This window comes from Levilactobacillus spicheri DSM 15429 (assembly GCF_001435095.1).
GTDB lineage: Bacteria > Bacillota > Bacilli > Lactobacillales > Lactobacillaceae > Levilactobacillus > Levilactobacillus spicheri.
In genome coordinates this window covers 78,245-103,239 of the sequence record NZ_AZFC01000001.1, presented here as the reverse complement: position 1 = coordinate 103,239, position 24,995 = coordinate 78,245, and the positions used below count along the sequence as shown (strand labels likewise).

Sequence of the window (24,995 nt, the reverse complement as noted above, 5' to 3'; positions counted from 1 at the left end):
GTTCCGTGAGCCCGGGCGACTAAAGGAGCAAGTGAACATGGAATATCGTCAATTTGGGAATACCGGTTACAAGATCAGCGAGGTCTCGCTGGGAACCTGGCAACTCGGGGGCAAGTGGGGCGCACCGTTCAGCGAAAAGGACGCGCTCGACACCCTCGCCGAAGCCTACGACCGCGGCGTCAACTTCTTCGACACCGCCGACGGGTATCAGGGGGGCCTGAGCGAACGGGCCGTGGGGCAGTTCATCAAGACCCACCCGGACGTGCACTTCACCACCAAGCTGGGTCGCAAGGAAGAGCCGCTGTCACTGGCGCACTTCGACCCGCAGCACGTCGACCGGTACATCGATGAGTCGTTGGCTAACATGGGCGTGGATTCGCTGGACATGGTCCTGCTCCACTGCCCACCGACCGACATCTACTACACGCCGGAGACCTTCTTCGAGCTGGATAAGCTGAAGCAAGCTGGCAAGATCCAGCACTACGGGGTCAGCGTGGAAAAGGTCGAGCAGGCCATCAAGGCGTTGGACTACGACATCTCGGCCGTGGAGATCATCTTCAACATGTTCCGGTTGCGGCCGGCCAAGCTGTTCTTTGACCTGGCGAAGAAACGCAACGTCGGAATTCTGGCCCGGGTCCCGCTGGCTAGTGGGCTACTGACCGGGAAGTTTACCGCCGACACGACCTTTGCGCCGGACGACCACCGGAACAACAACCGAGACGGGCAGTTGTTCGACAAGGGGGAGACCTTCTCCGGTGTCGACTACCTGACCGGGGTCAAGGCCGCGGCCGAACTGAAGGATCGCCTGGGCACGGATAACCTGGCTGCCACCGCGTTGCGCTACATTCTGATGTATGATGCGGTCTCCGCCGTGATTCCGGGCGCCAGCAACCCGACGCAGATCGAGCGGAACACCAGTGCGGCCGACGTGGCACCGCTGACCGCCGACCAGATGGCCATCGTCCAAGACGTTTATGATCAATATCTGAAGAATCCCGTCGATTACCTCTGGTAGCCTAAGGTGTGTTGATGCGGAGACGCTAAAAAAACGATGTCCGTCCCGGTCGCTTGACCAGGGGGCGGACATCGTTTTGGTGTTTGGGGGGAGTAACTAGACCGCGAATCATGCGGGATTCGTGGGCTGATCCCAGAGGCGACCGACCAGCCCCACCTCCAGGCAGCTGGTGAGGACCAGCAACCAGAGATAGGCGCGCGCTGGCGCGGTTAAGGGGTTCAACAGGATTCCCAGAATGATGAGCATCAGGCTCAACCCGTTAGCCAGCGTCCAACGCCCCAAGGCCTGAACGGACGTGCACAGCGCCCAAGTGGAGGCAGCCGCGGCTCCCAGGAAGAAGAGGAGGGCCAGCGGTCGCCCGGTCAGGTGCCCCGCAACGGTGGCATCAGCGGTGGGAACGAGGGCCGTGAGCAGGACGAATAGGCCGTCCGACAACCAACCACAGAACGTTGCGAATCCAGCTATCTTGTTGTGCATCATGACCCCTCCGTTTCCATCTTTAAGGTACTGGGATTGGCCCTAAAGTGCAATCAACCCGCCACCTTTTTGGGAGGATAGGCCGTTCGCGTAAAAAAGACCTTAAGTGATTGACCCCGGAAAACCTGAAAAACCACAACCGCTGTGCCCGGCGCTGAGTCCGGACGAGCGATTGTGGTTTTTTAGGAAGCAGGTGAGTCTTGGGTGCCGGTAGCATGCCGAGATGATGGGACGGTGAATTCGGTTTTGATGGTGTTCAGCGAAGTCGTGCCCACCACGGCCAGCTTGCTCGCCGGTGTGAAGCGAGGTTATCGACCAGCGGATTATTTCACTAGAGCAGGTACTTGGCGTCGATGTCGGGGTCCTGCGACGTTAAGATCTTGGGACCGTCCTTGGTGATGGCCAGGGTGTGCTCGTATTGGCAGGACAGGGACCCGTCGGCGGAGACGTAGTATTCCCAGTTGTCCTTGTCGAGCTTGTCGGTCAGCTCGAAGGTCCCCAGGTTGACCATTGGTTCGATGGTGATGACCATGCCCTCGCGTAACCGGATGCCGTGACCGGCCTCACCGTAAGCGGGCACGTCGGGTTCCTCGTGCATTTCGGTACCGATGCCGTGGCCAATCAGGTCGCGAACGTCGCCCATGTGGTTCTGCGTCTCCACGTAGTCCTGGATCACGTGGCCGATGTCCCCGATGCGGTTGCCGATGACGGACTGGTCGATGCCCAAGTACAGGGCCTTTCGGGTCACGTCCATGATCCGCTTGACGTCGTCGCTGACGTCCCCCACGGCGTAGGCCCAGCAGGAGTCGGCCTGGTAACCGTCCAAGGAGACGGTCATGTCGACCTTGACCAGGTCGCCGTTCTTTAACAGCCGGCCCTTTTGGGGAGCCATGTGGGCGACTTCATCGTTGATGCTGATGCAGGTCGCGTAGTGGTAGCCGTCGACGTCCTTTTCGGAGGGGATGGCGCCGTGGTCGGCACAGTATTCGTTGGTGAATTTTTCGATTTCCCAGCTGTCGATGCCCGGCTTGATGATGTTGCGCAAGCCCAGGTGAATGTTGGCCAGCAGGGTGCCGGCCTCGTTCATTTTTTCAATTTCTCGTGGTGATTTGATTGTAATCAAGTGTGGTTCCTCCCTAAAAGTCTTACTGCTCCTACTGTACGCTAGTTTGCCGTTTCTGACCAGATATCGGGATGACTGTTTCATGTGAAACAATGGTAAACGCAAAAAAGCCTTAGACACAGGTGTCTTAGGCTCGAAAATTTGTGCATTTGGTCCTTACCGGTGAGAGGTCGTGACGGGCGTGGTCGTCGGGGTCGAATTGCGGACAACCACTTTCTCGGATTTGGCCCGGCTGGTGGCGACGTTTTCGGTAGCCTGATGGGTCTGATTGGTCAGCCGGTTCTGGGTAAAGGTGCGGTAGCTATCGAGCGTCACAAACCCAGCAATGACGGCGGTGACCACAATGGGAACGAGTCGCTTCATAAGATAAATGCTCCTTTGATGTTTACCTAGGAGTATAGGCGGTAATTGTGAATAAATCGTGACCGAACCGTTAAGGGGCTGCGACGTTTTGCTAAAGACGGGCCCAACCGTTGCGCGGCAACAGCGAGTCAACGGAACCGACTAACTTGACCTCGAGGGGACTCGAGGTTGTAAGCTAGAGATAATCAAGTTGAGGAGGAATTCGCATATGACAAAAACATGGTTGATTACGGGAACTTCGACGGGGTTTGGCAAGTCGCTCGCGACGTTTCTGGCGCAGAAACCGGACGTGAACCTGGTTGCCACGGCGCGGCACACGGACCAATTGAGCTACCTGGACCCCTACGACCACGGTCAGATTTTGAAGCTGACCCTGGACGTCACGAACCGGACCGAGATCGCAGCGGCGGTTCAGGATACGAAGGAAAAGTTTGGGCGGATCGACGTGTTGATCAACAACGCCGGGCTCGGCTACTTTGGGACCTTTGAGGAAAGTGACCGGGACGCCGTCGAGTACATGTTCAACGTCAACGTCTGGGGCCTGGTCGACATGACCCGGGCCGTGTTGCCGACCATGCGGGCCCAAAAGTCCGGCATCATCGTCAACTTTTCCTCCATCGCGGGGCTGGCGTCGTTCACCACGCTGTCCTTCTACAATGGGACCAAGTACGCGGTCGAGGGCTTGAGCGAGTCGCTGGCCCAGGAAGTGGCCGACCAGGGCATCAAGGTCATGCTGATCGAACCGAGTGGGTTCCGGACCGACTGGGCGGGCCGTTCGTCGCAGAAGACGCTGCCGCAAATTGACGCGTACCAACAATTTGCTGCTCGGATTGAGGGCAATGCCAAGGAAGCCCACCACGAGGCCGGTGACCCTGACAAGGCCGCGGCAATCATCTACGATCAAGTGACCAATCACGCGGCCGACCTGCCGCTGCGTCTGCCGCTGGGGCAGTACGCCACCGATACGGCCATTGAGAAGTACACCAAGAACTTGGCGGCTTTCAAGCGGCTGCACGACCTCTCCGTTTCGGCGGACCAACCGGAAAAGTAGCCTAGAAAGTTAGGCGGCGCCTGGGACGATGCCTGTCCAAGGCGCCTTTTTAGATGGGGTTAAGTGGCTCACCCGCCAAAAATCCCACCGGACGTTGGGGGAGCGTCCAGTGGGATTTTCGGTGTTGCGCTGAAGGAGTCCTGATCGGGGCGACCGGCGAAGAGAGGACCGGCCGTCCATGCTGGGGAGGAGAAGTCCCCGGCGGCTTGACCAGGATGAAGGGGGCCGCGTCGTTGGTTTGCGGCAACTCGGCGGCCGGGGTGATAGAAATTGGGGCGTGGCTAACGCTGCGTGAGCCGCCTGGTTAGCCACGCGCGCGCCGCAAGGTATTGCAGAGTTGAAGCAGGCATTCGCTTGATTCGGCCCCATCATAGCACCTTCGGAAACCAATCGTCTATACCCGTAACGACTTCTGATATGAATAGATTTATAAAATAGCCGCTTAAGCGAGCCCCACCAACGGCTGCGGGTCCACCGAATTAACGTATCGAGTGACCAACTGGTTAAGTGCTTGATCTAAATGGGCACCGGTGACAAATAGCCTTCGCGAATGGGATGAAAGGCGGGGACTGACCCGAGGTTCCCCCGCCACGCTAAGAACAAAATGCTCCCCACCAGTTGAAACTGATGGGGAGCGTTTTGTCGTCTAGATGATGACTAATCGTCCGGTGTTTGGTCATCCTTGAGGAGCTTCAGGAGGCCAGCGTCCCGTTTGGCGACCACTTGCTTGCCCGCGGCACCGGTCCAACTGTAGAAGCCGCGGCCGGTCTTGAGGCCCAGGTCGCCGTCCGCGACCTTGTGGGCCAGCGCGGGGTCGGTGCCCTGTTCGGCCGACAGGTCCGCGTAGAGGTAGGAACTGATATTCTTGAAGACGTCTAGCCCGCCCAAGTCGGCACTGGCGATGGGCCCGACCAGGCTCCACCGCCGGCCCAGACTGTACTTGATGATGTCGTCCACGGCTTCGGGGGTGGCGATGCCCTCGTCGACGATGTGCAGGGCCTCACGCATGACGGCCAGCTGGATCCGGTTTCCGACGAAGCCCAGCGACGCCTTCTTGAGCGGGACCGCGTGCTTGCCGATGTGGTTCATCAGGGCCACCGTGAAGTCGACCGTGCTGGCCGCGGTCTGCTCACCGGGCACGACCTCGACCAGGGGCATCAGGTGAGCGGGATTCCAGAAGTGGGCCACGACGAAGCGCTCGGGATGTTGCAGGCCGCTTTGCAGCTGAGTCGGGTCCAGCCCCGAGGTGTTGGTGGCCATGATGGCACGCTCCGGGGCGATCTGCTCGACCGTTTGCCAGGCCTGCTGTTTCACGGCCAGGTCCTCGGAAATGGATTCGATGATGAAGTCGGCCCGTTCGAAGGCAAACTGCTGGTCGGTCGTCGGGTGAATGTGGGCCATGACCTCCTCGGTCGACTGCGTCAATAGGCCCGCCCGCTGGAAGGTGGCCAGGTCGTGCTGAATCATGACGATGCTGCGGTCGAGGGCCGCTTGACTTTGATCGTATAGTTTTACGTGGTAACCGTGCAGGGCGAACTGCAGGGTCGTGGCGTGCCCCATGGTGCCGGCCCCCAGGTTACCAATGATTTTAACGTCTTTGAGTTCCATGATGAACGATCCTTTCTACCATGTGATGAGGTGGGGGCCAGAAAGGGTTGGCCCCCACCGTAAACCGCTTACAACTTGATTATAGCATGCTTGGCGGCAGTTAAGGGGCTGCCGGGGGAATCGAGTCAGAATGCGCGTTGCGGGATTGGCGGGGCCACGTAACCCCGGTGGGACGCAATTTATCCGCTTTAACGATTGTGGGGTCACAGGGTAATTTATGAGAAGACTTCTCATTTTGATAAAAGGTGTTAAATTTCGTAAGGTGTAATAGTTGCAATCGCTAACAAGGCTGATTACAAGCGGTTCAGGTTGGCTAAATTTGGTAATGTCTGACTAAAATTCAGCGTCATGTTAAATGTTATTTTAAATTGTTTATAGAATCAATTGTATCCGGGTGAGTAAACCGTTAAACTGGCCCTTAACAGTTTGTTAGTGAAGGAGTGAAAGACCGATGCAACGATTACAGACGGGATTGAAGTACGGCTTGATTTTGGTGTGCATGTTGGGATTCATGTGGCTCGGAGATCAACGCCAGGATACGGCGGCTAAGCCCGCCCAAGACGTCACACTGGTCAAACGCTCGAAAAACATCGCTCATACGGATCAGCTGACGACCTATTCGCCGGACAAGACCTACCGCGATGGTCAGATGGTCATCAAGAACGGCCAAATCTACGAGGTCCAGGTGGCCAGTTCGGCCCATTCTTAACGGCCGCGAAACGAAAAGGATACCCAAAACAGGCAGAAAATTCTCAAAATGAGAACTTTCTGCCTGATTTTTTAGAATATTTAGTTGCTGGCCCCGTCGAAGCCAATGAAGGTGTAGTACGGGGTGCCGCCGACCAGGTACAGACTGTCGAAGGTCCCGGCCACGCCCTTGAGCGGATCCCCGGCGATGTGCTGGGGGCGGTGCAGGTTTTTCAGCGTCAGGCAATACTGGCGCAGCCCGCTGTTTTTCACGTGGGTGAGGTGCAGGCCCGGTAAGGCGTGCCGCACGTAGAGCTTGCGGTAGGGGTCGTTAAAGCGCGTCTGGTAGATCTTGGCCTGGCTGGTCGGTTGCTGGTAGAAGCCCAGCCCGGTCCGTACGTTGGTGGCGTAGGTGAGGAGCTCCACGTAGCCGTCCGGGGTGATCCGCAGACTGGTCTGGTGGGGTTCCTCGGGGCTCAGGGCCGCGGTCGCCCCGCCCAAGTAGAGGTCGCCGTGACTGTAGGCGGGCATGTACTTGGGGCACGGGACGCGTTTAAAGGCCGAGAGCTGCTTCGTCCCGGTGATCACGGTCGGCGTCGCATCGGTGTCTGCCGTGGGATCGACCGTGTAGCCGGCCGGTTGGGCCGTGGCCAGCCGATAATGGCTCAGCCGCGACGCGTACAGCAGGAGTGCGGGCGTCAGGCGACTGCCGTGCTTCTGTTGCGTCAGGTAGCCAGCGACGACGGTGCCCTTGGGGAGCGTCAGGGTCCGCATGACCCGTTTACCGAAATGGGTGGTCGGTACGTAGGCCACCGCGACGCGGGTCTGACGGGTCGTTTGGTAGTATTGACTGAGGTTTAACAGGTCCGTGCTGGCGGTGTAGTGACCCACCTTGACCAGTGCGCCGGGTTGCTCCGTCTGCGCGTGGGCGACCGGGGTGCGGCCGCCGAGGACTAGGCCGACGCCCAGAAGCGCCAGGCCCCAACGGATGAGGGAATGTTTCACGGTGACGACCTCCTTAACGAAAGATTCAATGCTTCCAGTATACCCTATATCGGGCAACGCGGGGAACGGAAACCAAAAAGCGCCGTGACTGGGGTGGGTCACGACGCTTGATAGGGATGGGTTATTTCAGCCCACCTTCATTGTCGGCCTCGCCACTGGCCCAGACCTTCGTAGCGTAAACGGAGTTGAACAGTAAGGCGGCTTGGAGGGCGACCTGGGACAGGTTGGCGCCCAGGGTGCCGATGGTCGTGGCCCCAATCAGGATCTGCACGGTCAACGTCCCCCAATAGATGATGTTGGCGGTGTTGACCACGATCCACAGCGACCAGTTTTCCTGGTACTTGCAGATGTAGAGAACCTGCGCGATGATGCTGACCACGAAGTTGATCGAGTCGAAGTACGGTAGTTGGCCGTGGAGCATCGCCAGGACCCACCAGCCAATCAGCCAGGCGACGAACGCCCCGGCAAAGATCCAGCGCCGGGTGTTGGTCGAGAAGGTGTGGGTGGCCTCGTCGTGCCCCCACATGAACCAGCCGATGGGTTGCGAGATGACGTAGAAGATGTCCATCGCGAACGACCCGTAGGCGTGACTGATCCAGGCGACGTAGGTCATGGCGACGCATTGCACGATCCCGAAGATGAAGGAAATCTTGCGACCCTTCATGCCGTACACCAGGCACAGCGTCCCGGCGACCCCGGAGAGCATGCCGACCCAGCTATCCGGCGCAATCAGGTAGACCCCGAGTTGAATCAGGACCAAGATGGTGACGTAGATGACTTCAAACCGTTTCCAATTGGTGAAAAGCTGGCGATACCACCAGCCGTGTTGCGTTTGTGTGTCCATATGTATTGTTTCCTCCCAAAATAACGATCTATCGTGTTGCCCCTAAACGATTAGGTTAAGTATACCGCGGACGGGGACGGTTGTCTGGGAGGACGATGGGGAAATGGCGAGGGGTGGTAAATGGACAAGTGGGGTGGTTGTTTGGATGATCAATTGAATTTTGAGTCAATCGATTGGGGGACTAGGTTACCGGGAATAACCCGGGTTGTATTTCCACCGAAAAATGACGACCCGTCTGAATGAAACCAGACGAGTCGTCGTTTTTAGCTTAATGCTGATCGTAGACTTCCACGCAGAAGTTCGTTTGGTGGCAGTGGGGACAGGTCAGCTTGCGGGCCTTGGGCGTGTGCCGGGACCAGAAGGCTACCCAGTAGGTGGGCTTGAATTCGGCCTGACAGTTTGGGCATACGTAGTTGACGGCTTGCAGGTACCAGTGAACGGCGCCCAAGGCGAGCACGATGGCGACCAGAATAGCGCCGGCGAACGGCCACCAGTGGCCGGAAAAAATCCCGTAAATGAAGGCGCTGAGTTCGATGGCGTCGATGAGGATACCGAAGACCAGTAAGCGTTGGTGGACCCGAGTCAAAGCAGTTTTAGCTAACATGAGCTGATCCATGTCCGTTTTAGAAGTTAACGGGTGGGTGGTTGCGCTGGGCAGCCGGTGGCGAATGGCCGCGATGCGGTCCAATCGGTCAGCGGTCGTGGCCTGCTCGGCGGTCAATTGCGCCGCCTGTTGGTCGAGCAACAGCGCCAACGTCTGGTTACCGTGGTCACTGGTGATGATTTGGTGAATCGCCGCCAGAGAGAGGCCCATCTCCTTAAGTAGGAGAATCAGCTGCAAGCGGTCGTAGTCGGCTTCGTCGTATTGCCGGCGCCCCGCCGCGGTGAGGGTCGCCGGTTTGAGAAGCCCACGTTGATCGTAGTATTGCAGCGTGCGGATCGACACGTGGGCCAGCTTGGCCAGTTCCCCCGTTGAATAGGTTGACATGGATGACTTCACCTCCTGAGTCTAGGTATACCTGATGACGCCGCGTGACGAGCAAGGGGTATTTTTAATTTCCTGGGAAATATAAAAAGGACCGAATCTCGACCGTCAATCTACCCGAGATCCGTTCCTCTTGTCGTGGGAAAACGGCGTTTCAATTAGGACCACGGGCCCCCGTGATGGCTGTGGTCGCCGCCCATCCACCGGCCGAACCAGTAGGCGTTCCAGGCACCGTAATCGTCGTAGGGTCCGGACGAGAAGGTGATGTTATGGAAGTTGCGGATGAAGTGGATGAGGCCCCACAGCATGAACGGCAGGAGAATCAAAAACGACAAGAGGTCGGCGCTCATGCCCGGTTTAATGGTCTTGGCGTTCGCCACGTGGTGCCCGACGAAGCGGGAATACCGGTTGAAGAAGGTCATCGCCGAACGGCCGGTCCCCTGTTGGTTGGGGAGCCGCTGGGTGATCCACCACTGTTCCAGGTCCGACATGCTGCCGAGCAGGTCGTCGGAGGGGGTGATCACCGTGTGCCAGCCGTGGTCGGGGAAGACCATGATCACGGAAACGCGGTGGTGCAGGCGATTGACCCGGCTGGTCACGGCCCAGTCACTAGGGTCGGTCACGCCGGATTCCTCTTCGGCAATCCGGGTGAAGAGCCGATCGACCAGATCGTTTCCCGGCGTATAGAAGGGCTGGTCGTAATCAAAGCCGCTCAGAGCGCTGTCCGATAGGCGCGCGTAGGTGTAGACCCAGAGTTGCGGTCGTTGCCGCGTGGTCGTCCAGTTCTGATTGGTCGTTTCGATGGTCGTGCGCTGTTGCGGCGTCAGCAGGTGCGCCCCGTCGTGGACGACCGGGGCCGCCGCTGCGCCGGTCAAACTGCTTAATCCGAATAAGATGCCGCCAATGATGCGCCAGACGAATCCCTTCCGCATGGCGTTCAGCCTTCTTTCCTCCGTCTTGTTAGCTTGATTATACCAAATTCTTCACGTGGTGGATGGTTCAGCCAATCAAAAAAAGCCTCCCACGGGGGAGACTTTTTGAGCAGATAAGCTGGGATTCGTAAAGGGAATTATTTCCCGGGTTGATACGTGTCATCGATGATCAGAACCGGCTTGATGGTCTTCCCGGAACGGGAGTCGGCGTTGGCCTGGTTGATGTCGCTGAACTTGTAGAACTTTTCGGTCTTGTCAAAGTCGAATTGGCCGGCCTTGTAGAAGTCGATCAACCGGGGAATGTCGACTTGCGGGATCGAGTCGCCCATGTTGACGCCGACAATCTTCTTGTCGTTGACACACAGGTCGTTCCAGGTGTCGACGTCGGTGTGGTTGGGCGTTACGGCAATCGTGGCCGTGGTACCACCCTGGGCCAGGACCTTGATGGAGTCTTCCATGACCTTGGTGACCCCGGTGGTGTCGACCGCGTAGTCGACGCCCCGGCCACCGGTCAGGTCTTGGACGGCTTTGACAACGTCGGTGTTCTGGCTATTGATGACGTCGGTCGCGCCGAGTTCCTTCGCCAGTGCTAAGCGGTCGTCGACGATGTCGATCCCGATGACCTTGGTGCAGCCGGAGATCTTGCCGGCCATCATGGCGGCTAAGCCCACGGCCCCGGTCCCGAAGACGGCGATGGTCTCACCGGGACGGGGTTGCAGGGTGTTCAGGACGGTGCCGGAACCGGTCACGTAGCCGCACCCCAGCGGGCCGAGCTTTCGTAAGTCGAGGTCCTTGTCGACCTTCACGGCGTTCCGTTCCCGGACCACCGTGGTCGTGGTGAAGGAGCTTTGGTCGAACATGTCGGCGACCTTGTGGCCGTTTTCGGTGAAGTGGGCACTGCCGTCGGGCCGGGTCCCGGAAAGGTTGTTGGCCGCGTAGTTTTCACACTGCGTCGGCATGCCTTCGAGACAGCTCTTGCAGTTCCCGCAGGCGTAGAAGCTCAAGACCACGTGGTCCCCGGGTTGAAATTGGGTGACTTCGGGGCCGACCTTTTCGACGATGCCAGCACCTTCATGGCCTAAAACGATGGGGTAGTCAATGACGGCGTCCCCGATTCGGAGTGCTTCGTCGGAGTGACAGATCCCGCTCGCGACCATGTGGACCTGTAAGTCGTCCGCCCCGAGTTCGGCCAATTCCACGTCGTCCCGAATTTCAAAATCAGCATTCTGTTTTTCAACCACTGCAGCTTTAATTTTCATGAGAGACACACCTCGTTTTAGAATATGTAGATTACGTGATTATTATCACACAGTTTGATTTAATTGCAAGCGCTTTCAAAGGAGCATTCAGGGCCCTAAGCGGGTGAAATTCCCCTATATCTCGGGGCTGACGTCTACTGATGGTTGTGGCAAAATAATTTTCACCAAACAAGGTTGTTGCCGCTAATTAGTCGGGCACGGGGACGTTGCCGTTAGCGGGGGAGCGGTGTACACTAAAATCAATCTGATACCGAACGAAGAAAAATCTTTTACGGACGAAAGCGAGGAACCCGCCATGCTCAATTCACGGCTCGAGGAAATTTTAAAGGTGGTCAATCGGCAACGCAAGGTCGCGGTGACCGAGCTGGCCCGGCAGTTACGGGTCTCAGTGGTCACGGTGCGCAAGGACCTGACCACCCTGGAGGACCAGGGACTCCTGCGGCGGCAACACGGGTTCGCCGTAGTCAACAATCCCGATAATCTGAACTACCGGTTGGCGCAGCATTACGAGGCGAAGAGCCGCATCGCCCGGGCCGCGGCCGACCTGGTGGCGGACGGGGCGACCATCATGATCGAGTCGGGGTCGGCCTGCGCGTTGCTGGCGGCCACCCTGGGTGAGCAGGGCAAGCACGTGACCATCGTGACCAATTCATACTACATCGCGGATTACGTGGCTAATTACCCGACGCTCGCTGTGTTCGTGTTGGGGGGCCGTTATCAGGGGACCGCACAGGTGGTGGTCGGGCCGCTGACCCAGCAGATGCTGACGGCCTTCCACGTGGCCCAGTTGTTTGTGGGGACGGACGGGTACGATCACGCCAATGGCTTTTCCAGTCGGGACATCATGCGCAATGAAGTGGCGCAGGCCATGGCGCGCCGGGCGGAAACGGTGACCGTGCTCACGGACAGCAGCAAGTTTCAGGGCGCCAGTCTGATGCATCAGTTTGCCCTGAACGAAGTCGACCGGGTGATCACCGACGACTCCCTGTCGGACGCCGTGGCCCGCGACTTACGGGCCCAAACGACGTTGCAGTTGGTTTGAAATCAAGTAACGGGTTCCCCGAATTGGGGGACCTTTTTTTCTTGTTCACTATTGAATTATCTATCGAACGAAACTATAATAGGTTTCGTAAGGCGAAAGCGTTTCAATTTCACGGAGACTAAACCTAAAGGAGTTTTTGACCATGACAAGTATTTTCGGAAGTCCAGCGACATACGTTCAAGGGATTCACGCGCTCCAGGATAGTTACCAGTACATCGAACGGCTGGGAAGCAAGGCCTTGGTATTGGCGGATACCGTTGTGTTGAAGATTGTTGGAAACGATTACATCGACTACCTCACCAAAAATGGGTTAGCCGTTAAGAAGGTCCAGTTCCGCGGGGAAGCCTCCGAGAATGAAATCAACCGGGTCGACGAGATTGGCAAGGACTTCGGTGCCGACCTGATCATCGCGTTGGGCGGGGGGAAGACGCTCGACAGTGCCAAGGCAATTGCCGACGACCTGCACATCAGCGTGGCGATCCTGCCGACGTTGGCCTCCACCGACGCGCCATGTTCCCGGTTATCCGTGCTCTACACGGACGACGGGGCCTTCGAAAAGTACCGGTTCTACGCTAAGAACCCGGACCTGGTTCTGGTCGACACGGCCGTGGTCGCCGGGGCGCCGGCACGCTTGCTGGCCTCGGGGATCGCTGACGCCTTGGCGACCAACGTGGAAGCCCAAGCGGTCGCTCAGGGACACAACCAGACTATGCTGGGCGCCCAACAGACGTTGGTGGGCAACGCCATCGCCACCAAGTGTGAAGAGACCCTGTTCAAGTATGGATTGGAGGCCCTGACGTCGGTCAAGAGCCACGCGGTGACCAAGGCGCTGGATAAGATCGTGGAAGCCAACACGCTGATGAGTGGGTTGGGCTTTGAAAGTGGGGGCTTAGCCGCCGCCCACGCCATCCACGATGGCCTGACCGCCTTACATGGGCCGGTGCACGACATGACTCACGGGGAAAAGGTGGCCTTCGGGACGTTGACCCAGCTCTTCTTGGAGGGCGCCGACAAGGAACGTTTCGAGAAGTACCTGACCTTTGACCTGCAACTAGGTCTGCCAACGACCTTCAAGGACCTGCACTTGGCGGACGTCTCCGATGAAGACCTCTTAAAGGTCGGGCAACAGGCCACTTCACCAGAAGACACCATGAAGCAGATGCCGTTTACGGTGAGTCCCGATGACGTGGCCCAGGCCATGAAGGGTGTGGACGCCTACAGCCGGCACTTCCAAGGATTAGATTAAAGTTAATAGATAGCGAAAAGGTCGTTTTCCTGTGACGGGAAAGCGGCCTTTTCTGATAGCTATTTTAGCGCTTAAAGATTGTGGCACCGTACTGTTCGTTGCCCGTGTAAGCTCCCTTGAGGTGCAGGATGTGTTTGGGTACGAAGTCGAAATGCTTGGCGCTGAAGACCTTGATCTTGATGGGTTCGGCGCGCTTCTTCGTGTAGTGGAGCGTGGCGAAGTAGGTCTTGGCATTCTGCTTGCGCACGTGGGTGAGGCGCCAGGTCCAGTGGCCGACCCGCATCCGGTTGCCGGTGAAGGTGGTCTTGTCGTGGAGCCCGCCCTGGGCGCCGTCGGTCAGGCGGTAGAACGTGTGGTGACGAATCGTGCGGGGCAGGTAGGTCGTCTTGGCGCTTGCGGACGTCGGCGCGAAGAGACCCGCCGTGCCCAGTGCGATGACGGTGAGGCTTAGAAACCATTTTTTCATGTAACTTCTCCTCCAGTTTTTTTGTGGGGTCAGTACTTGGGATAGGCCGGGGAGTACCTGCTACGGTAGGCCTTGGGCAGGGTGATCTTGTACTTGAGGCGGTGGCCCATTTTGACGAGCTGAATGTGGTTGACCTTGTGCGAGTAGAGGTACTCGACGCCCTTGACCGCGTAAACGTTGTGCCGCACTTTGTGGTACTTCAGGTGGTTCAACACGAACGGATCCCCCAACCCGAAGGCCGTGAAGTGGCGGCGCGTCAAATAGATTCCCGTTTTAAAAGAAAAACGATTCTTGCCAGTGCCCGCGTAGGCCGTGCGTTGCCAGGTGCCGCGTAGCGCGCTGGGAACCCCGGCATGCCAGGTCGTCGCGTGTGCGGTCCGCTGGTCGGCCCCCCAGTAAGAGTAGGGCCGCGACACCCGTGGTGACGGCGAGGCTGGTGGTTAATTTAGACATCTCCAATTCCTCCTTTAGTGACTCTTCTAGTATGCGAAGCGAATCGAGAAAAATCAACACCTGACGAATTGTTTTTGCAATTAACCAGTTGATCAAAAACACCCTGCCAGTCAATGCTTGGCAGGGTGTTTCTTCTATGATAAGGTGGTCATTACTTGACGTAGGCCGTCCGGTAATCGGCTTGGCCATTAAACTTGTTGTACACGACGCCTTTGATCTTTGGGTTGACCAGTTCGCTGGTCCGCGCGTCGTAGAGGGGCGTGACGGCTTGGTCGGTCATGGCCGTCCGGGCCGCCGTGACCAGGTCGTGGTACCGGGCCGCTGTGGTCAGGGCGTCGGCGCCTTCGGCCGTGTTCAACGCCTGGTCATAGGCGGCACTCTTGTAGTGGCCCATGTTGGAGTTGTTGGTCGATTCCAGGATCTGTAGTGACTGGATCGGGTCGGCGAAGTCCATGCTCCAGCTGGTCAGGTTGGCCTCGAAGTTCCCCTTGGAAACGGCGCTCAGCATGGATGGGAACGGAACGGACTTGACGTTGATGGTCAGGCCCTTCAGGTTCTTGCTGACGGTCGTCTGCAGGTATTCAGCGATGGGCTTGGTGGCGTCATCGTCCCCACAGATCAGGGTGATGGCGATCTTGGACTTGCCCAGCTGCTTTTGGGCCTGCTTGAAGAGCGCCCGGGCCTTGGCGGGCTGGTAGTCGGCCGTGCCGGCGACCGTGGCGTCCTTGGTGAAGTCCGCGCCGGTCCGCGGGTTCTTCGCCATGTGCTTGACGGCAAAGGTCGTGGCCGGCGTGGAGCCGTTTTGCAGCACGTGCTTGGCCAGTTGTTCCCGGTTCACGGACAGCGAGATCGCGGTCCGCAGGTTCTTATTAGCGGTCAACGGGTTCTTCTCGTTGTATTGAATGAAGCCGATGCGCCCGGAGGCGACGGTCTTCAGGTCGGGATTGTGCTTGTTCTGCCGCGTCTGCTCACCGCTTAAGGTCACGGCCGCGAGCTTCTTAGCCTGGTACAGGTTGTAGGCCGTCGACGTGGACTTGATGACCTGGTAGTTCAGGTGTTGGAGCTTGATGGCGCGCTTGTCGCGGTAGTCGGGGTTCTTGGCGAGCGTCCAGGTCTCGCTGGTCCCGTTCCACTTGGTCATGGTGTACGGTCCGTTGTAAACGGTGGTCTTGGCCGACGTCCCGTACTTCTTGCCGTACTTTTGCACGGCGGTGGGGTCGAGCGGGTAGTAGGTGGTGCTGGCCATCATGCGCTTGAAGTAGCTGGCCGGCTTGCTCAGGGTGATCTTCAGCTGGTACTTGCCAGACGCCCGGACGCCCAACTTAGTGGGACTGAGCTTGCCCGCCGCAATGGCGGTCGCGTTTTGGATGTTGGCGAACTGGTAGGTAAACTCAGATTTGGATTGCGGGTTCAGCGTCCGTCTCCAGGAGTACACGAAGTCCTGCGCCGTCACTGCGTGGCCGTTGCTCCACTTGCCGTTCCGGTGCAGGTCGATGGTGTAGTGCTTGCCATCCTGAGAAATGGTGGTCTTTTTGGCCAGGGCGTTTACGGGTTGACTGTCGGCGTTGAGCCGGTACAGGCCCTCGCCGACCTGGCTCAGTTGGTTGGCCGAGACGCTGTCGGTGACCTTCGCGGTGTCCAGGCTGGTGATGGGGGACGTCTCGTAAAGGTCGATGTCCTGGGCCGTGGCCGCCTTCGTGGCGTCCGAATGGGCCTTAATGGCGAACGCGCCGCCGATTAAAACGATGCCGCAGATTGCGGCGATTGTGGTTTTCTTGTTGATCATGCTCATAATCTTTGCCTCCAAATAGGGTTGTCAGTTCAGTTAGCAGCGACTTTGAGCTTTGCCATCGTTTAATCATGTTAGTGCCTCCTCGGTTAAATGCAAACAAAAACCGCCCTTAACAGCCAATGCGTTAAGGACGGTTAATTAACCGCGGTACCACCTTAATTGGGAGCGGACCTCAAAATAGATCCCGCGCCCCACCTCACAGGAGACCAACATCTCCCTGACAACTGACGTATGTCACACGTCTTCCCGTACTCAACAGTTTTCGGGGAAGCCCTCGGTGGTCCATTTACTTACCTGCGTTCGGCCGTACTCTCAGCAACGACGGCTCTCTTGACGGGCACAATAAGCTTGATCTCCACTTCAATGGTTTGTTTCGGACGATTTTTGAATTGAGGCTAGTGTACCGCTGGGGAAAAAGGGTGTCAACCGGGCAACGGAAAAACCGAAGTGGGGAAACCGCGGGATGCCTTGAGCCCCTAAATCACGGTGGGGTGAAAAATTTTTTGTGATCGCCCAGGAGATCGCTATGTTTCACATGAAACAGTGACGAGGGTTCTACCGGCGTTTTCGGGCGGGGACTGCTATAATTAATAACTGGGGAAATCCCCGTCAAGTCAACGCTCCGAAACCACTTCGGGGTCACAAAGGAGTCTACATAATCATGAAATTCTGTCCACACTGTGGTCATCCCATCGCGCCGACCGCAAAGTTCTGTCCGGCCTGTGGCCACGCGCTGCCCGCTAGTCAGGCCCAAGCCGCCCAACCAGCTGGCGACCGGGCCCAGGACCACCGCCAAACGGCGAATAATCAGACGACGTCCGCGCAGGGCCAGGCGTCCCCGCGGCGTCGCGAGTCGCTCTACGACAACGCCACCGCGAAGTTGAATCATTATACCGGGGAGAACGGGGCCGTGAAGGTCAACCTGTCCGCACTGTTCTCGGAGGTCCCCAAGCACCACAGCAAGTCGGAGGCCGAATCGATCTTCATCGCCGGGACGGACACGACCACGCCGTCGCTGGACCAGATTTCCGGCGACTGGGCCAAACCCTGGCTCTTCTCCCGGATCCTGCTGGGCTTCTTGTTGGCGTTCATTGCGCTGCTCTTCATGCTGGTGGGGATGCAAAACGGTAACGCCATCCCGGGGTTGATCCTGGTCGGGGCCTTCGCGGTGCCGTTCTCGGGCCTGGTCTTCTTCTTTGAGGCCAACGCCTTCAAGGACATCAGCCTCTTTGAGGTCGTTAAGATCTTCTTCATCGGGGGCATCTTCGCCCTGATTGCGACGCTGTTTCTCTACCAGCTCGTCAGCTTCAGCCAGACCAGTCAGATGACGGGCATGTTGACGCTGGGCGATTCGTTGTCGATCGGGGTGGTCGAGGAACTCGGCAAGCTGCTGATCACGGCGTACTTCATCGACCGGCTCAACGTCCAGCACATCCTGGACGGCCTGCTGATCGGGGCTGCGGTCGGTGCGGGTTTCGCGGCCTTCGAAACGGCCGGCTACATCTACGGCGCCGGTAACCAGCTGGTCGAGGTCGCTATTCTGCGGGGCTGGTCGGCCATCGGGGGTCACCTAGTCTGGGCGGCCATCGCCGGTGGGGCCATCATGGTGGTCAAGCGGACGAAGCCGTTTAAGGCCAGCAACCTGCTGGACACCCGTTTTCTGGTCTTCTTCGTCCTGGCGATCCTGCTCCACGCCGCCTGGGACTGGGACATCGGCTTGATCGACCCGTACCTGAAACTGATTTTTCTGATCGTAATCGCTTGGATCATCGTGTTTGTCCTGATGAACGCGGGGCTCAAGGAGATCGAGCACCTGCAACAACGGCACATGGAATAGGCGTTCACCGCGCATTAAAGAGTGTTAAAAAGGGAAGTTGGCGGTTTGGCCAACTTCCCTTTTTAGCGCCCACTCAACCAGAGGAGGCCATAGGCCAGCGCAGCGGCCCAGAGGAGAAAATCAATGACGTGGAAGAATTTTTGGGTCATGGGTCACGGCTCCTGAGAAATGACGTGGAGGTTGTGCGGCGTAACCCCCGTGGTTGTCGGGTGGTGTTCTAAGTAGGTTTGAATCAGGTCGACCACGCTGGTGTTGATCTCGCGAATGACCTTGCGGGCGTTAAACATCGGGTAGTCCCCGCCGCCGTTGCCCCGGTACTGGTTCATGACCACGTCGAGGGACTGGTCCGCCGTGACGGGGGCATCGTGGTAGGTCAGCCGGGTGACACGCTGCCCCACCGGTTGCCGCAGGTCGAAGGTGTAGTCGATGCCGCGGTAGACGTCGTAGTTGTAGAGCTCGACCTTGGGCGTCGTGAAGGCGGGGGACACGCCGATGTGACCCTGGTCGTCGCAGGTGAAGAAGCTGGCGCAGCGCTCCAGGGCCGCCTTCAGGTCCGCTCCGGTGATCCGTTCGACCACCAGGGTGTTGGGATAGGGGTAGCTGTTCAGCAGCTGCCGCCGGGTGACGTTCGGCGCAAAGCCCTGAACGTCGTCGTTAAAGAGGGCGGTCGCGGCAATGTCGACCTGCCCGGCAGCGGCTTCCACCTGGTTGACGAAGTTCAGGTAGGCGTGGCCGTGCAGGCGTGCCGCCAGGTGGTCGGTCACCTCGAGGCTGGCCCCGGTCAGGTGTCCCAGGGGTTGGTCCAGCCAATCCTCCACGGTGGCCTGTAACGGCGCCAGTTGGTGGGCCAGTGCGGGGGCTGGCGCGACCGTGGCCGTCTTCAGTAACCGGGCCTGGCGGTCAACGATGGCCAGGTCGTCGTCGAGGGTCAGGTCGATCTCCCCGACGGCCACGGCCTTGTCCCCGGGTTGGGTCGTGGGGATGCCGTGGTACACGCCGGCAATCTGCCGGTGCTGGTGGCCCGTGATCAGCGCGTCGATGCCGGGCACCTGGGTCAGGAGTTGGTACCCCTCATTTTCACCGGTCAGGCGTTCGGTCGGGTGTCCCGTGGCCGGGTCGGCCTCGAAACCGCCGTGATAGGCGACCACCACGACGTCCGCGCGTTGGCGGAGCTTGGGGACCCAGTGTTGGGCGGTGGCCAGGGCTGACTGGAAGGTCAGGCCGGTCAGGTGGGTCGCCGGTTCCCAGACGGGGATGTAGGCGGTGGTCAGCCCCAGAACGGCGATCTTCACCCCGCGTTTCTCAAAAATCTGGTAGGGTGCGTCGATGATCCCCTGAGCGTGGCCGCCGTCGATGTTGGCGCCCAGCAGCGGATAGTTGCGGTCTTCCTCGCAGGCGCGCAGATAGTTGAGCCCGTAGTTGAACTCGTGGTTCCCCAGGATGCCGGCATCGACGTGTAGCCGTTGGGCGAGCTTGGAGAACAGGGCCGCCTGCTGGGGTGCGGCGGTCGCCAGGTAGCTGGCCAGTGAGGACCCTTCGATCCAGTCCCCGTTGTCGATGGTCAGGACGATGTCGTCCGGGCCGGCCAGGGCTTGCTGCTCCTGAATCAGGGCCGCGGCGCGCAACCAGCCGTAGGGTTGGGTGTCGTCGCGGGCGCTGTAGTTGGTGGGAAACAGGTACCCGTGGACGTCACTGGTGGAAAGTAACTTGAGTCGGCGCATTAGATCAACCTCTTTCGTAATTGTTCCGAGAGGGTATCGATCAGCAGGACCATCACGATGATGCCCAGCAGGATGATGCCGACCCGTGGCCAGTTCCGGGTCTGGATGGCGAAGATCATCGGCGTCCCGATCCCGCCGGCGCCGACCATCCCTAAAATGGAAGCGGACCGCACGGCGATTTCGAACCGGTAAAGGGTGTAGGAGATGAATTCTGGCATGATCGTCGGAATCGTGGCCAGGACGAACACCTGCGGGGCGTTCCCGCCGGCACTGGTGATGGCCTCTTCGGCCCCCCGGTCCATGTTTTCCAGCGACTCACTGAAGAGCTTGCCCAGCATCCCGATGGAGTGGATGCTGATGGCGAGCACCCCGGCGTAAGACCCGGGGCCCACCGCCTTGATGAACATGATGGCTAGGACGATTTCGGGGAACGTCCGAATCAGCGTCAGGATGACCTTGCCGCTCCCGGAACGCAGGTAGAACCGCTCGTGGGCGGTACGAGCGGCCCAGAAGGCGAAGGGCACGCTGATGACGGCCGAAACGATGGTCCCCAGAAAGGCGATGGCCAGCGTTTGAATCGTCAGAGAGGACAGGTCCTCACCGCTGCCGTTGTAGACGTAGGCCCAGTCCGGGTGAAGCAGGCCCTTGACGATGGAATCGGAGACGGTCTTGGCGGACGATTGCAGCCCGCTGAATTGCAGGCCGCCGATGGCCCAGGCGTAGATGGCGATGATGATGGCCACCCAGATCAGCCAGCACCAGCGTTGCCAGAGTGAGCGTGGCGCGAATTCTTTGGATAAAGTCGTTTGCATTAGAGCAGCACCCTCCTTAGATGGTTGCTGACGCCGTCAATGACCATGACCACGACCAGCGTGGCTAAGATGATCACGGCGGTGGCGCTATAGTTGAATTGGTCGAGGGACCGTTGGAGGTAGACCCCAATCCCGCCGGCTCCCAGGTACCCCAGGACGGTGGAGGCCCGGACGTTGATTTCCAGGGTGTAGAGGAAGTAGCTGACGAACTGGTTCAGGATCTGGGGCAACACGGCGTACCAGATGATGGTCACCTTGCTGGCCCCAACCGACTTCATGGCTTCCAGCGGGCCCATGTCGATGGTCTCGATGACCTCGTAGAACAGCTTGGAGACCATCCCGAACGAGAAGATGGCCAGGGTGATGACCCCGGCCGTGGAGCCGATGCCGAAGACCGCGACGAAGATGGCGGCCAGCAACAGGTCGGGCAGGGTCCGGACCAGGTCCAAGAAGAGCCGAATCAGGTTACGTAAGACCTGGTTACCGACCAGGTTGCTGGCGGCCAACAGGGAGAAGGGAATCGCGAAGGCGGCCCCAATCGTGGTCCCCAGGATGGCCATCTGGATGGTCTCGTAGAGGGGCTGGATGATGACCGACAGGTAGGCCCACGCGGGATGGGACATCTGCACCAGCAGGACCGTGAATTGATTGATGTTGGCGAGGAACATGCCAAAGTTGGCCCCGGTCGCCATGGAGGAGAGAATCAGTAAGACCACGATGGTCACCGTCCAGGCGATGGCACTGACGTGGTAACGTTGCCGCCACGGGCGTTGGGGAATTTCAGGAGTACTCATTTTACGCCTCCGGTTTCGTTTGATAGATCTGGTTCAATCCCGCTTCGGTCACCTGATCGATGGGTTCGTCGTAGACCAGTTCGCCGCTGCGTAGCCCCACGATACGGTCGGCGTATTCGCGGGCCAGCTCGACGGAGTGCAGGTTGACGATGACGGTGATGCCGTCCTCCCGGTTCAGACGCTTCAGGGTGTCCATCACGGCCTTGGTAGTCCGGGGATCCAGCGAGGCGATGGGTTCGTCGGCCAACATGATCTTGGGATCTTGCATCAGCGCGCGGGCGATGGCCACCCGCTGCTGTTGCCCCCCGGACAGCTCATCGGCCCGGGAGAACAGCTTCTTGGTCAGACTGACCCGGTCGAGGGCTTGAAAGGCGCGCTTGCGGTCGTGGGGCGTGAACAGGCCCAGCACACAGCGCCAGGTCGGGTAGTAGCCGACCAGACCGGAGAGGACGTTCTTCTCCACGGTCGCCCGCTTGACTAGGTTGAAATTTTGAAAGATCATGCCGATCTGGCGGCGCAGGTGGCGCAGGGCCTTGCCCTTGTAGTCGCTGACCGATTCGTTGTCGACCAGGACCTCGCCGGAGGTAATCTCGTGCATCCGGTTGATGGTCCGGAGCAGGGTGCTCTTCCCGGCCCCGGATAGGCCGACGACGACCAGAAATTGCCCCCGGGGGATGTCAAAGTTGATATCCTTCAGGCCGACCGTGCCGTTGTCGTAGATCTTGTTAACGTGCTTAAACGAAATGATTGGATTGGTTTGGGTCGCAGTTGCTTGCATCTTATTTCCCCCCCATAAAAAAGCAGCAAAGGCGGTTCACATCCCTTTGCTACTTCTGGTGACGTCAGCACCGGTTACTTGTTCAGTGCTTCGGCCTTCTTGTCGTATTCGCGAATAATGTTGAAGTTACTGTCCTTAGAATCGGCGTAGCCTTCGTGTGAGTAAACGGTCGAGATGATCTCGTGGCCCTTCTTGGTCTTGGCGATGGCCTTGAACGCTTCGGCAATCTTCTTTTGCCACTTAGCGGTCATGTCGCCCCGGACCGTGATGGTGTCGTTCGGGATCTTGCCCGTGGTGTAGATAGGGACCACTTGGCTCATGATGTTCGGCACGTCCTTCTTGACCAGGTTCCGGGCGCCTTGGAAGACAAAGGCGGCGTCGGTGTTCTTGTTGTAGACGGAGAGCACCCCTTGGTCGTGACCCTTGACCTGCACGGTCTTGATGCCGTCCTTGTTGACGTTGATGCCGTGTTCCAACAATTCAACGGCGGGGAAGATCCAGCCGGCCGTGGACGTGGTGTCTTGGACGGCAATCTTCTTGCCCTTCAGGTCCTTGATGGACTTGATGCCGCTATCCTTGCGAACCAAGATTTGGGACCGGTAGTAGTTGACCAACCCTTTGGTGGCTTGGTCGTTCGGTTCCTTCACGCCGTAACGTTCGGCTTGGAGGATGGCCTTGTCGTGGTACTGCTTGTGTGCGAGGACGTAGGCGTCAGGCGGCAGGAACCCAACGTCAACTTTCTTGGACCCCATCGCTTCAACGATGGTGTTGTAGTCCGTGGAAACACTCACTGTAACGGGAATGCCCAGTTGTTTCTTCAACAGGCCTTCCAATGGTTTAGCCTTGGCTTCGATGGTGCCGGCGTTGGAAGAGGGCACGAATTCAACGGACAACTTCTTCGGCGTATAGCCGGCAGACGTTGCGGAACTGGTTGAACTCGTGGCCTTTCCACAACCGAACAGGGTGATCGGAAGCGCTAATAGAGCCAGACCGAGTACGAGTAGTTTTGCCTTACCTCGCAAATGCATGTCACTCACTCCTCAGTTATGTAATTTTGTTGCGATGATTCTTTTTCATTCTAGCAAATGACCGAACTTTTGCAACGATAAGTTCTGATAAATTTCGTTATTAAAATAATTATAAAACGCTCAATCCTAAAAAAGCGGAATGTAAAACGTGAAACCTGAACGATATTTATTTTGTTCGGGAACGGGTGGTTTGGTCAAAAAGTGACCAAACTGGTCGTTGAAGTATACATTTGGCGCATAAAAAACGCCCGCTGAATGGTTCAGCGGGCGTCGTGAGTTGATAGTGATGATTATTGAGCGGTCAGGCCACCGTCGAAGACGAATTCGGCGCCGGTCGCGTAGCTGGAATCGTCGGAGGCCAGGAAGAGGACCGCCTTGGAGATCTCTTCCGGTTGGGCGACCCGCTGGAGCGGAATCAGCTTGGCGAACTGCTTCACGGCTTCGTCGGTATCGCCCTGATGGATCATCGGCGTGTCGATGACGCCGGGGTGGACCGAGTTGACCCGGATGCCGGAGTGGGCCAGTTCCAGGGCCGCGGCCTTGGTGAAGCCCCGGACCGCGAACTTGGTGTCCGTGTACCCCACGGCACCCCCCACCAGGCCATTGATGGAGGAGACATTGACGATGCTGCCGCTGTGTTGCGGCTGCATGGCCGCCGCGGCCAGCTTGGTGCCCAAGAAGACGCTCAGTTGGTTGATCTTGAAGATCTTCAGGTAATCAGCGGTGCTGACGTCGAACAGCGACTTCGAGTAGGTGATGCCGGCGTTGTTGACCAACACGTCTAGGTGGCCAAACTGCTTGACGGTCTGATCGATGACGCGGTGCCAGTCGTCTTCGCTGGTCACGTCGTGGGGCATGAAGTGGGCGTGGTCGCCGAGCTTAGCGGCGGTGGCCTGCCCCTCATCCGCGTTTACGTCGGTCAGCACGACCGTGGCACCGTGGTCGATGAAGGCCTTCGCGTGACTGGCACCCATTCCCTGCGCCGCACCGGTGACGATAACAACTTTTCCTGTGAAATCCATCGATATCCCTCCTAAATTATGTAAACGGTTACTTATAGGATACGCAAGTTTCTCAGTCACTGCAAGCAAATTGCGTTTCGCCGGCGATGGCGGTATGATGGGACGATACTATGATTCGATTAGGAGGGAAACTAATGGCATATTCAATTGGGCAGGTCGCCGAAAAAACCGGTCTCAGTGCGTACACGTTACGCTATTACGATCACGAGGGGCTGATGCCGTTCGTCCAGCGGAACCCCGCGGGCCGGCGGGAGTTCTCCGAGCACGACCTGGACATGGTCGACCTGATCACCTGTCTGAAGGCGACCGGGATGACCCTGAAGGACATTCGCCACTTCGTCGAAATCGCGATGGAGGGGGACCGGACGCTGAACGAGCGGTTGGCGCTCTTCCGCAAACAGCGCGACCAGGTCGACCAGCAGATCGCCCAGCTGCAGGCTTACCGGCGTAAGGTCGATTACAAGGTCCGCTACTTCGAGGCTTGCTGCGAAGCGGGGACCGAGGCGGCGGTCACCGGCGATTGCGATTTGCCGGACATGCCCATCTACATCGACGACGCGTTGCGGGTGAAACCCGCGCACAAGTAACCGGGATAAGTGCCAACTGAAGAACGTGAAAGAAACGCCTAGGACGGCCGTCCTAGGCGTTTTTGGGG

The 24,995-nt window shown here is 58.4% G+C and carries 25 protein-coding genes and 1 other annotated feature; of the genes, 7 read left to right on the top strand and 18 right to left on the bottom strand.

Translation table 11 applies throughout. The annotated features are described in order from the left end of the window. Positions 1-37 precede the first annotated feature (37 nt). Positions 38-1,015 carry an aldo/keto reductase gene (locus tag FD37_RS00445; protein ID WP_045806462.1) on the top strand — a complete coding sequence of 326 codons (978 nt, stop codon included), beginning with the start codon at positions 38-40 and terminating at the stop codon, positions 1,013-1,015. A 108-nt stretch (positions 1,016-1,123) separates the two neighbouring features. Here the strand turns inward: FD37_RS00445 and FD37_RS00440 are convergent, their stop codons facing one another. From FD37_RS00440 to FD37_RS00430, 3 genes are all read right to left on the bottom strand, one after another. Then, a complete protein-coding gene (locus FD37_RS00440) occupies positions 1,124-1,492 on the bottom strand; it encodes a hypothetical protein (RefSeq protein WP_045806463.1) in 369 nt (122 codons plus the stop codon). A gap of 331 nt (positions 1,493-1,823) precedes the next feature. Then, entirely contained in the window at positions 1,824-2,615 is a 792-nt protein-coding gene (map, locus tag FD37_RS00435) for a type I methionyl aminopeptidase (protein WP_045806464.1), read from the bottom strand. A gap of 156 nt (positions 2,616-2,771) precedes the next feature. Continuing rightward, positions 2,772-2,978 carry a hypothetical protein gene (locus tag FD37_RS00430; protein ID WP_045806467.1) on the bottom strand — a complete coding sequence of 69 codons (207 nt, stop codon included), beginning with the start codon at positions 2,976-2,978 and terminating at the stop codon, positions 2,772-2,774. A 208-nt stretch (positions 2,979-3,186) separates the two neighbouring features. On the opposite strand from FD37_RS00430, the gene FD37_RS00425 reads away from it, so the two are divergent. Next, positions 3,187-4,029 (top strand): SDR family NAD(P)-dependent oxidoreductase, encoded by an 843-nt coding sequence (locus FD37_RS00425; protein WP_045806468.1) that lies wholly within the window; start codon positions 3,187-3,189, stop codon positions 4,027-4,029. Positions 4,030-4,686: 657 nt separating this feature from the next. On the opposite strand, the gene FD37_RS00420 is transcribed toward FD37_RS00425, so the two are convergent. Next, complete coding sequence (locus FD37_RS00420) at positions 4,687-5,637, bottom strand: 3-hydroxyacyl-CoA dehydrogenase family protein (RefSeq protein ID WP_056962700.1); 951 nt, start codon at positions 5,635-5,637, stop codon at positions 4,687-4,689. A gap of 451 nt (positions 5,638-6,088) precedes the next feature. Here FD37_RS00420 and FD37_RS00415 point away from each other — a divergent pair, with 451 nt between their 5' ends. Continuing rightward, complete coding sequence (locus FD37_RS00415) at positions 6,089-6,346, top strand: hypothetical protein (protein WP_056962698.1); 258 nt, start codon at positions 6,089-6,091, stop codon at positions 6,344-6,346. 80 nt (positions 6,347-6,426) lie between these two features. On the opposite strand, the gene FD37_RS00410 is transcribed toward FD37_RS00415, so the two are convergent. From FD37_RS00410 to FD37_RS00390, 5 genes are all read right to left on the bottom strand, one after another. Continuing rightward, on the bottom strand, positions 6,427-7,329 hold the full coding sequence (locus FD37_RS00410; protein WP_225436310.1) for a hypothetical protein: 903 nt from the start codon (positions 7,327-7,329) through the stop codon (positions 6,427-6,429). A gap of 121 nt (positions 7,330-7,450) precedes the next feature. Then, entirely contained in the window at positions 7,451-8,173 is a 723-nt protein-coding gene (gene pnuC, locus FD37_RS00405; protein ID WP_056962695.1) for a nicotinamide riboside transporter PnuC, read from the bottom strand. 268 nt (positions 8,174-8,441) lie between these two features. Then, on the bottom strand, positions 8,442-9,161 hold the full coding sequence (locus FD37_RS00400) for a MerR family transcriptional regulator (protein ID WP_056962694.1): 720 nt from the start codon (positions 9,159-9,161) through the stop codon (positions 8,442-8,444). 155 nt (positions 9,162-9,316) lie between these two features. Then, positions 9,317-10,090 carry a hypothetical protein gene (locus tag FD37_RS00395; RefSeq protein WP_056962692.1) on the bottom strand — a complete coding sequence of 258 codons (774 nt, stop codon included), beginning with the start codon at positions 10,088-10,090 and terminating at the stop codon, positions 9,317-9,319. A gap of 137 nt (positions 10,091-10,227) precedes the next feature. Next, entirely contained in the window at positions 10,228-11,349 is a 1,122-nt protein-coding gene (locus tag FD37_RS00390; RefSeq protein ID WP_056962690.1) for an NAD(P)-dependent alcohol dehydrogenase, read from the bottom strand. A gap of 295 nt (positions 11,350-11,644) precedes the next feature. Here FD37_RS00390 and FD37_RS00385 point away from each other — a divergent pair, with 295 nt between their 5' ends. Further along, positions 11,645-12,391, top strand: a complete 747-nt coding sequence (locus FD37_RS00385) for a DeoR/GlpR family DNA-binding transcription regulator (RefSeq protein WP_056962688.1) — start codon at positions 11,645-11,647, stop codon at positions 12,389-12,391. Positions 12,392-12,533: 142 nt separating this feature from the next. Continuing rightward, positions 12,534-13,637 carry a glycerol dehydrogenase gene (locus FD37_RS00380; RefSeq protein WP_056962686.1) on the top strand — a complete coding sequence of 368 codons (1,104 nt, stop codon included), beginning with the start codon at positions 12,534-12,536 and terminating at the stop codon, positions 13,635-13,637. Between the two features lie 64 nt (positions 13,638-13,701). On the opposite strand, the gene FD37_RS00375 is transcribed toward FD37_RS00380, so the two are convergent. The 3 genes from FD37_RS00375 to FD37_RS00365 form a co-directional block, all read right to left on the bottom strand. Beyond that, the gene (locus FD37_RS00375) at positions 13,702-14,103 is read right to left on the bottom strand and encodes a hypothetical protein (protein ID WP_056962684.1); all 402 of its coding nucleotides are present in this window, start codon (positions 14,101-14,103) and stop codon (positions 13,702-13,704) included. A 29-nt stretch (positions 14,104-14,132) separates the two neighbouring features. Next, positions 14,133-14,519: a hypothetical protein gene (locus FD37_RS00370; protein ID WP_056962683.1), complete on the bottom strand. Its 387-nt coding sequence runs from the start codon at positions 14,517-14,519 to the stop codon at positions 14,133-14,135. Positions 14,520-14,707: 188 nt separating this feature from the next. Beyond that, entirely contained in the window at positions 14,708-16,348 is a 1,641-nt protein-coding gene (locus FD37_RS00365) for a peptide ABC transporter substrate-binding protein (protein WP_056962682.1), read from the bottom strand. Positions 16,349-16,471: 123 nt separating this feature from the next. Next, positions 16,472-16,721 (bottom strand) — a binding site (T-box leader). A gap of 288 nt (positions 16,722-17,009) precedes the next feature. On the opposite strand from FD37_RS00365, the gene FD37_RS00360 reads away from it, so the two are divergent. Further along, a complete protein-coding gene (locus FD37_RS00360; protein WP_056962681.1) occupies positions 17,010-18,185 on the top strand; it encodes a PrsW family glutamic-type intramembrane protease in 1,176 nt (391 codons plus the stop codon). Between the two features lie 152 nt (positions 18,186-18,337). Here FD37_RS00360 and FD37_RS00355 read toward each other — a convergent pair whose 3' ends face one another. The 6 genes from FD37_RS00355 to FD37_RS00330 form a co-directional block, all read right to left on the bottom strand. Beyond that, positions 18,338-19,906: a bifunctional metallophosphatase/5'-nucleotidase gene (locus FD37_RS00355; protein ID WP_056962679.1), complete on the bottom strand. Its 1,569-nt coding sequence runs from the start codon at positions 19,904-19,906 to the stop codon at positions 18,338-18,340. After that, positions 19,906-20,718 (bottom strand): phosphonate ABC transporter, permease protein PhnE, encoded by an 813-nt coding sequence (gene phnE, locus FD37_RS00350; protein WP_056962677.1) that lies wholly within the window; start codon positions 20,716-20,718, stop codon positions 19,906-19,908. Before phnE (FD37_RS00350) ends, FD37_RS00355 begins: the two co-directional genes overlap by 1 nt. Beyond that, positions 20,718-21,512 (bottom strand): phosphonate ABC transporter, permease protein PhnE, encoded by a 795-nt coding sequence (phnE, locus tag FD37_RS00345; protein ID WP_045807343.1) that lies wholly within the window; start codon positions 21,510-21,512, stop codon positions 20,718-20,720. Before phnE (FD37_RS00345) ends, phnE (FD37_RS00350) begins: the two co-directional genes overlap by 1 nt. A gap of 1 nt (position 21,513) precedes the next feature. After that, complete coding sequence (phnC, locus tag FD37_RS00340) at positions 21,514-22,290, bottom strand: phosphonate ABC transporter ATP-binding protein (protein ID WP_056962675.1); 777 nt, start codon at positions 22,288-22,290, stop codon at positions 21,514-21,516. A gap of 74 nt (positions 22,291-22,364) precedes the next feature. Next, entirely contained in the window at positions 22,365-23,318 is a 954-nt protein-coding gene (locus FD37_RS00335) for a phosphate/phosphite/phosphonate ABC transporter substrate-binding protein (RefSeq protein WP_045807341.1), read from the bottom strand. Positions 23,319-23,608: 290 nt separating this feature from the next. Next, a complete protein-coding gene (locus tag FD37_RS00330) occupies positions 23,609-24,340 on the bottom strand; it encodes a glucose 1-dehydrogenase (protein ID WP_056962673.1) in 732 nt (243 codons plus the stop codon). A 134-nt stretch (positions 24,341-24,474) separates the two neighbouring features. On the opposite strand from FD37_RS00330, the gene FD37_RS00325 reads away from it, so the two are divergent. After that, positions 24,475-24,927 carry a MerR family transcriptional regulator gene (locus tag FD37_RS00325; RefSeq protein ID WP_056962671.1) on the top strand — a complete coding sequence of 151 codons (453 nt, stop codon included), beginning with the start codon at positions 24,475-24,477 and terminating at the stop codon, positions 24,925-24,927. Positions 24,928-24,995 lie beyond the last annotated feature (68 nt).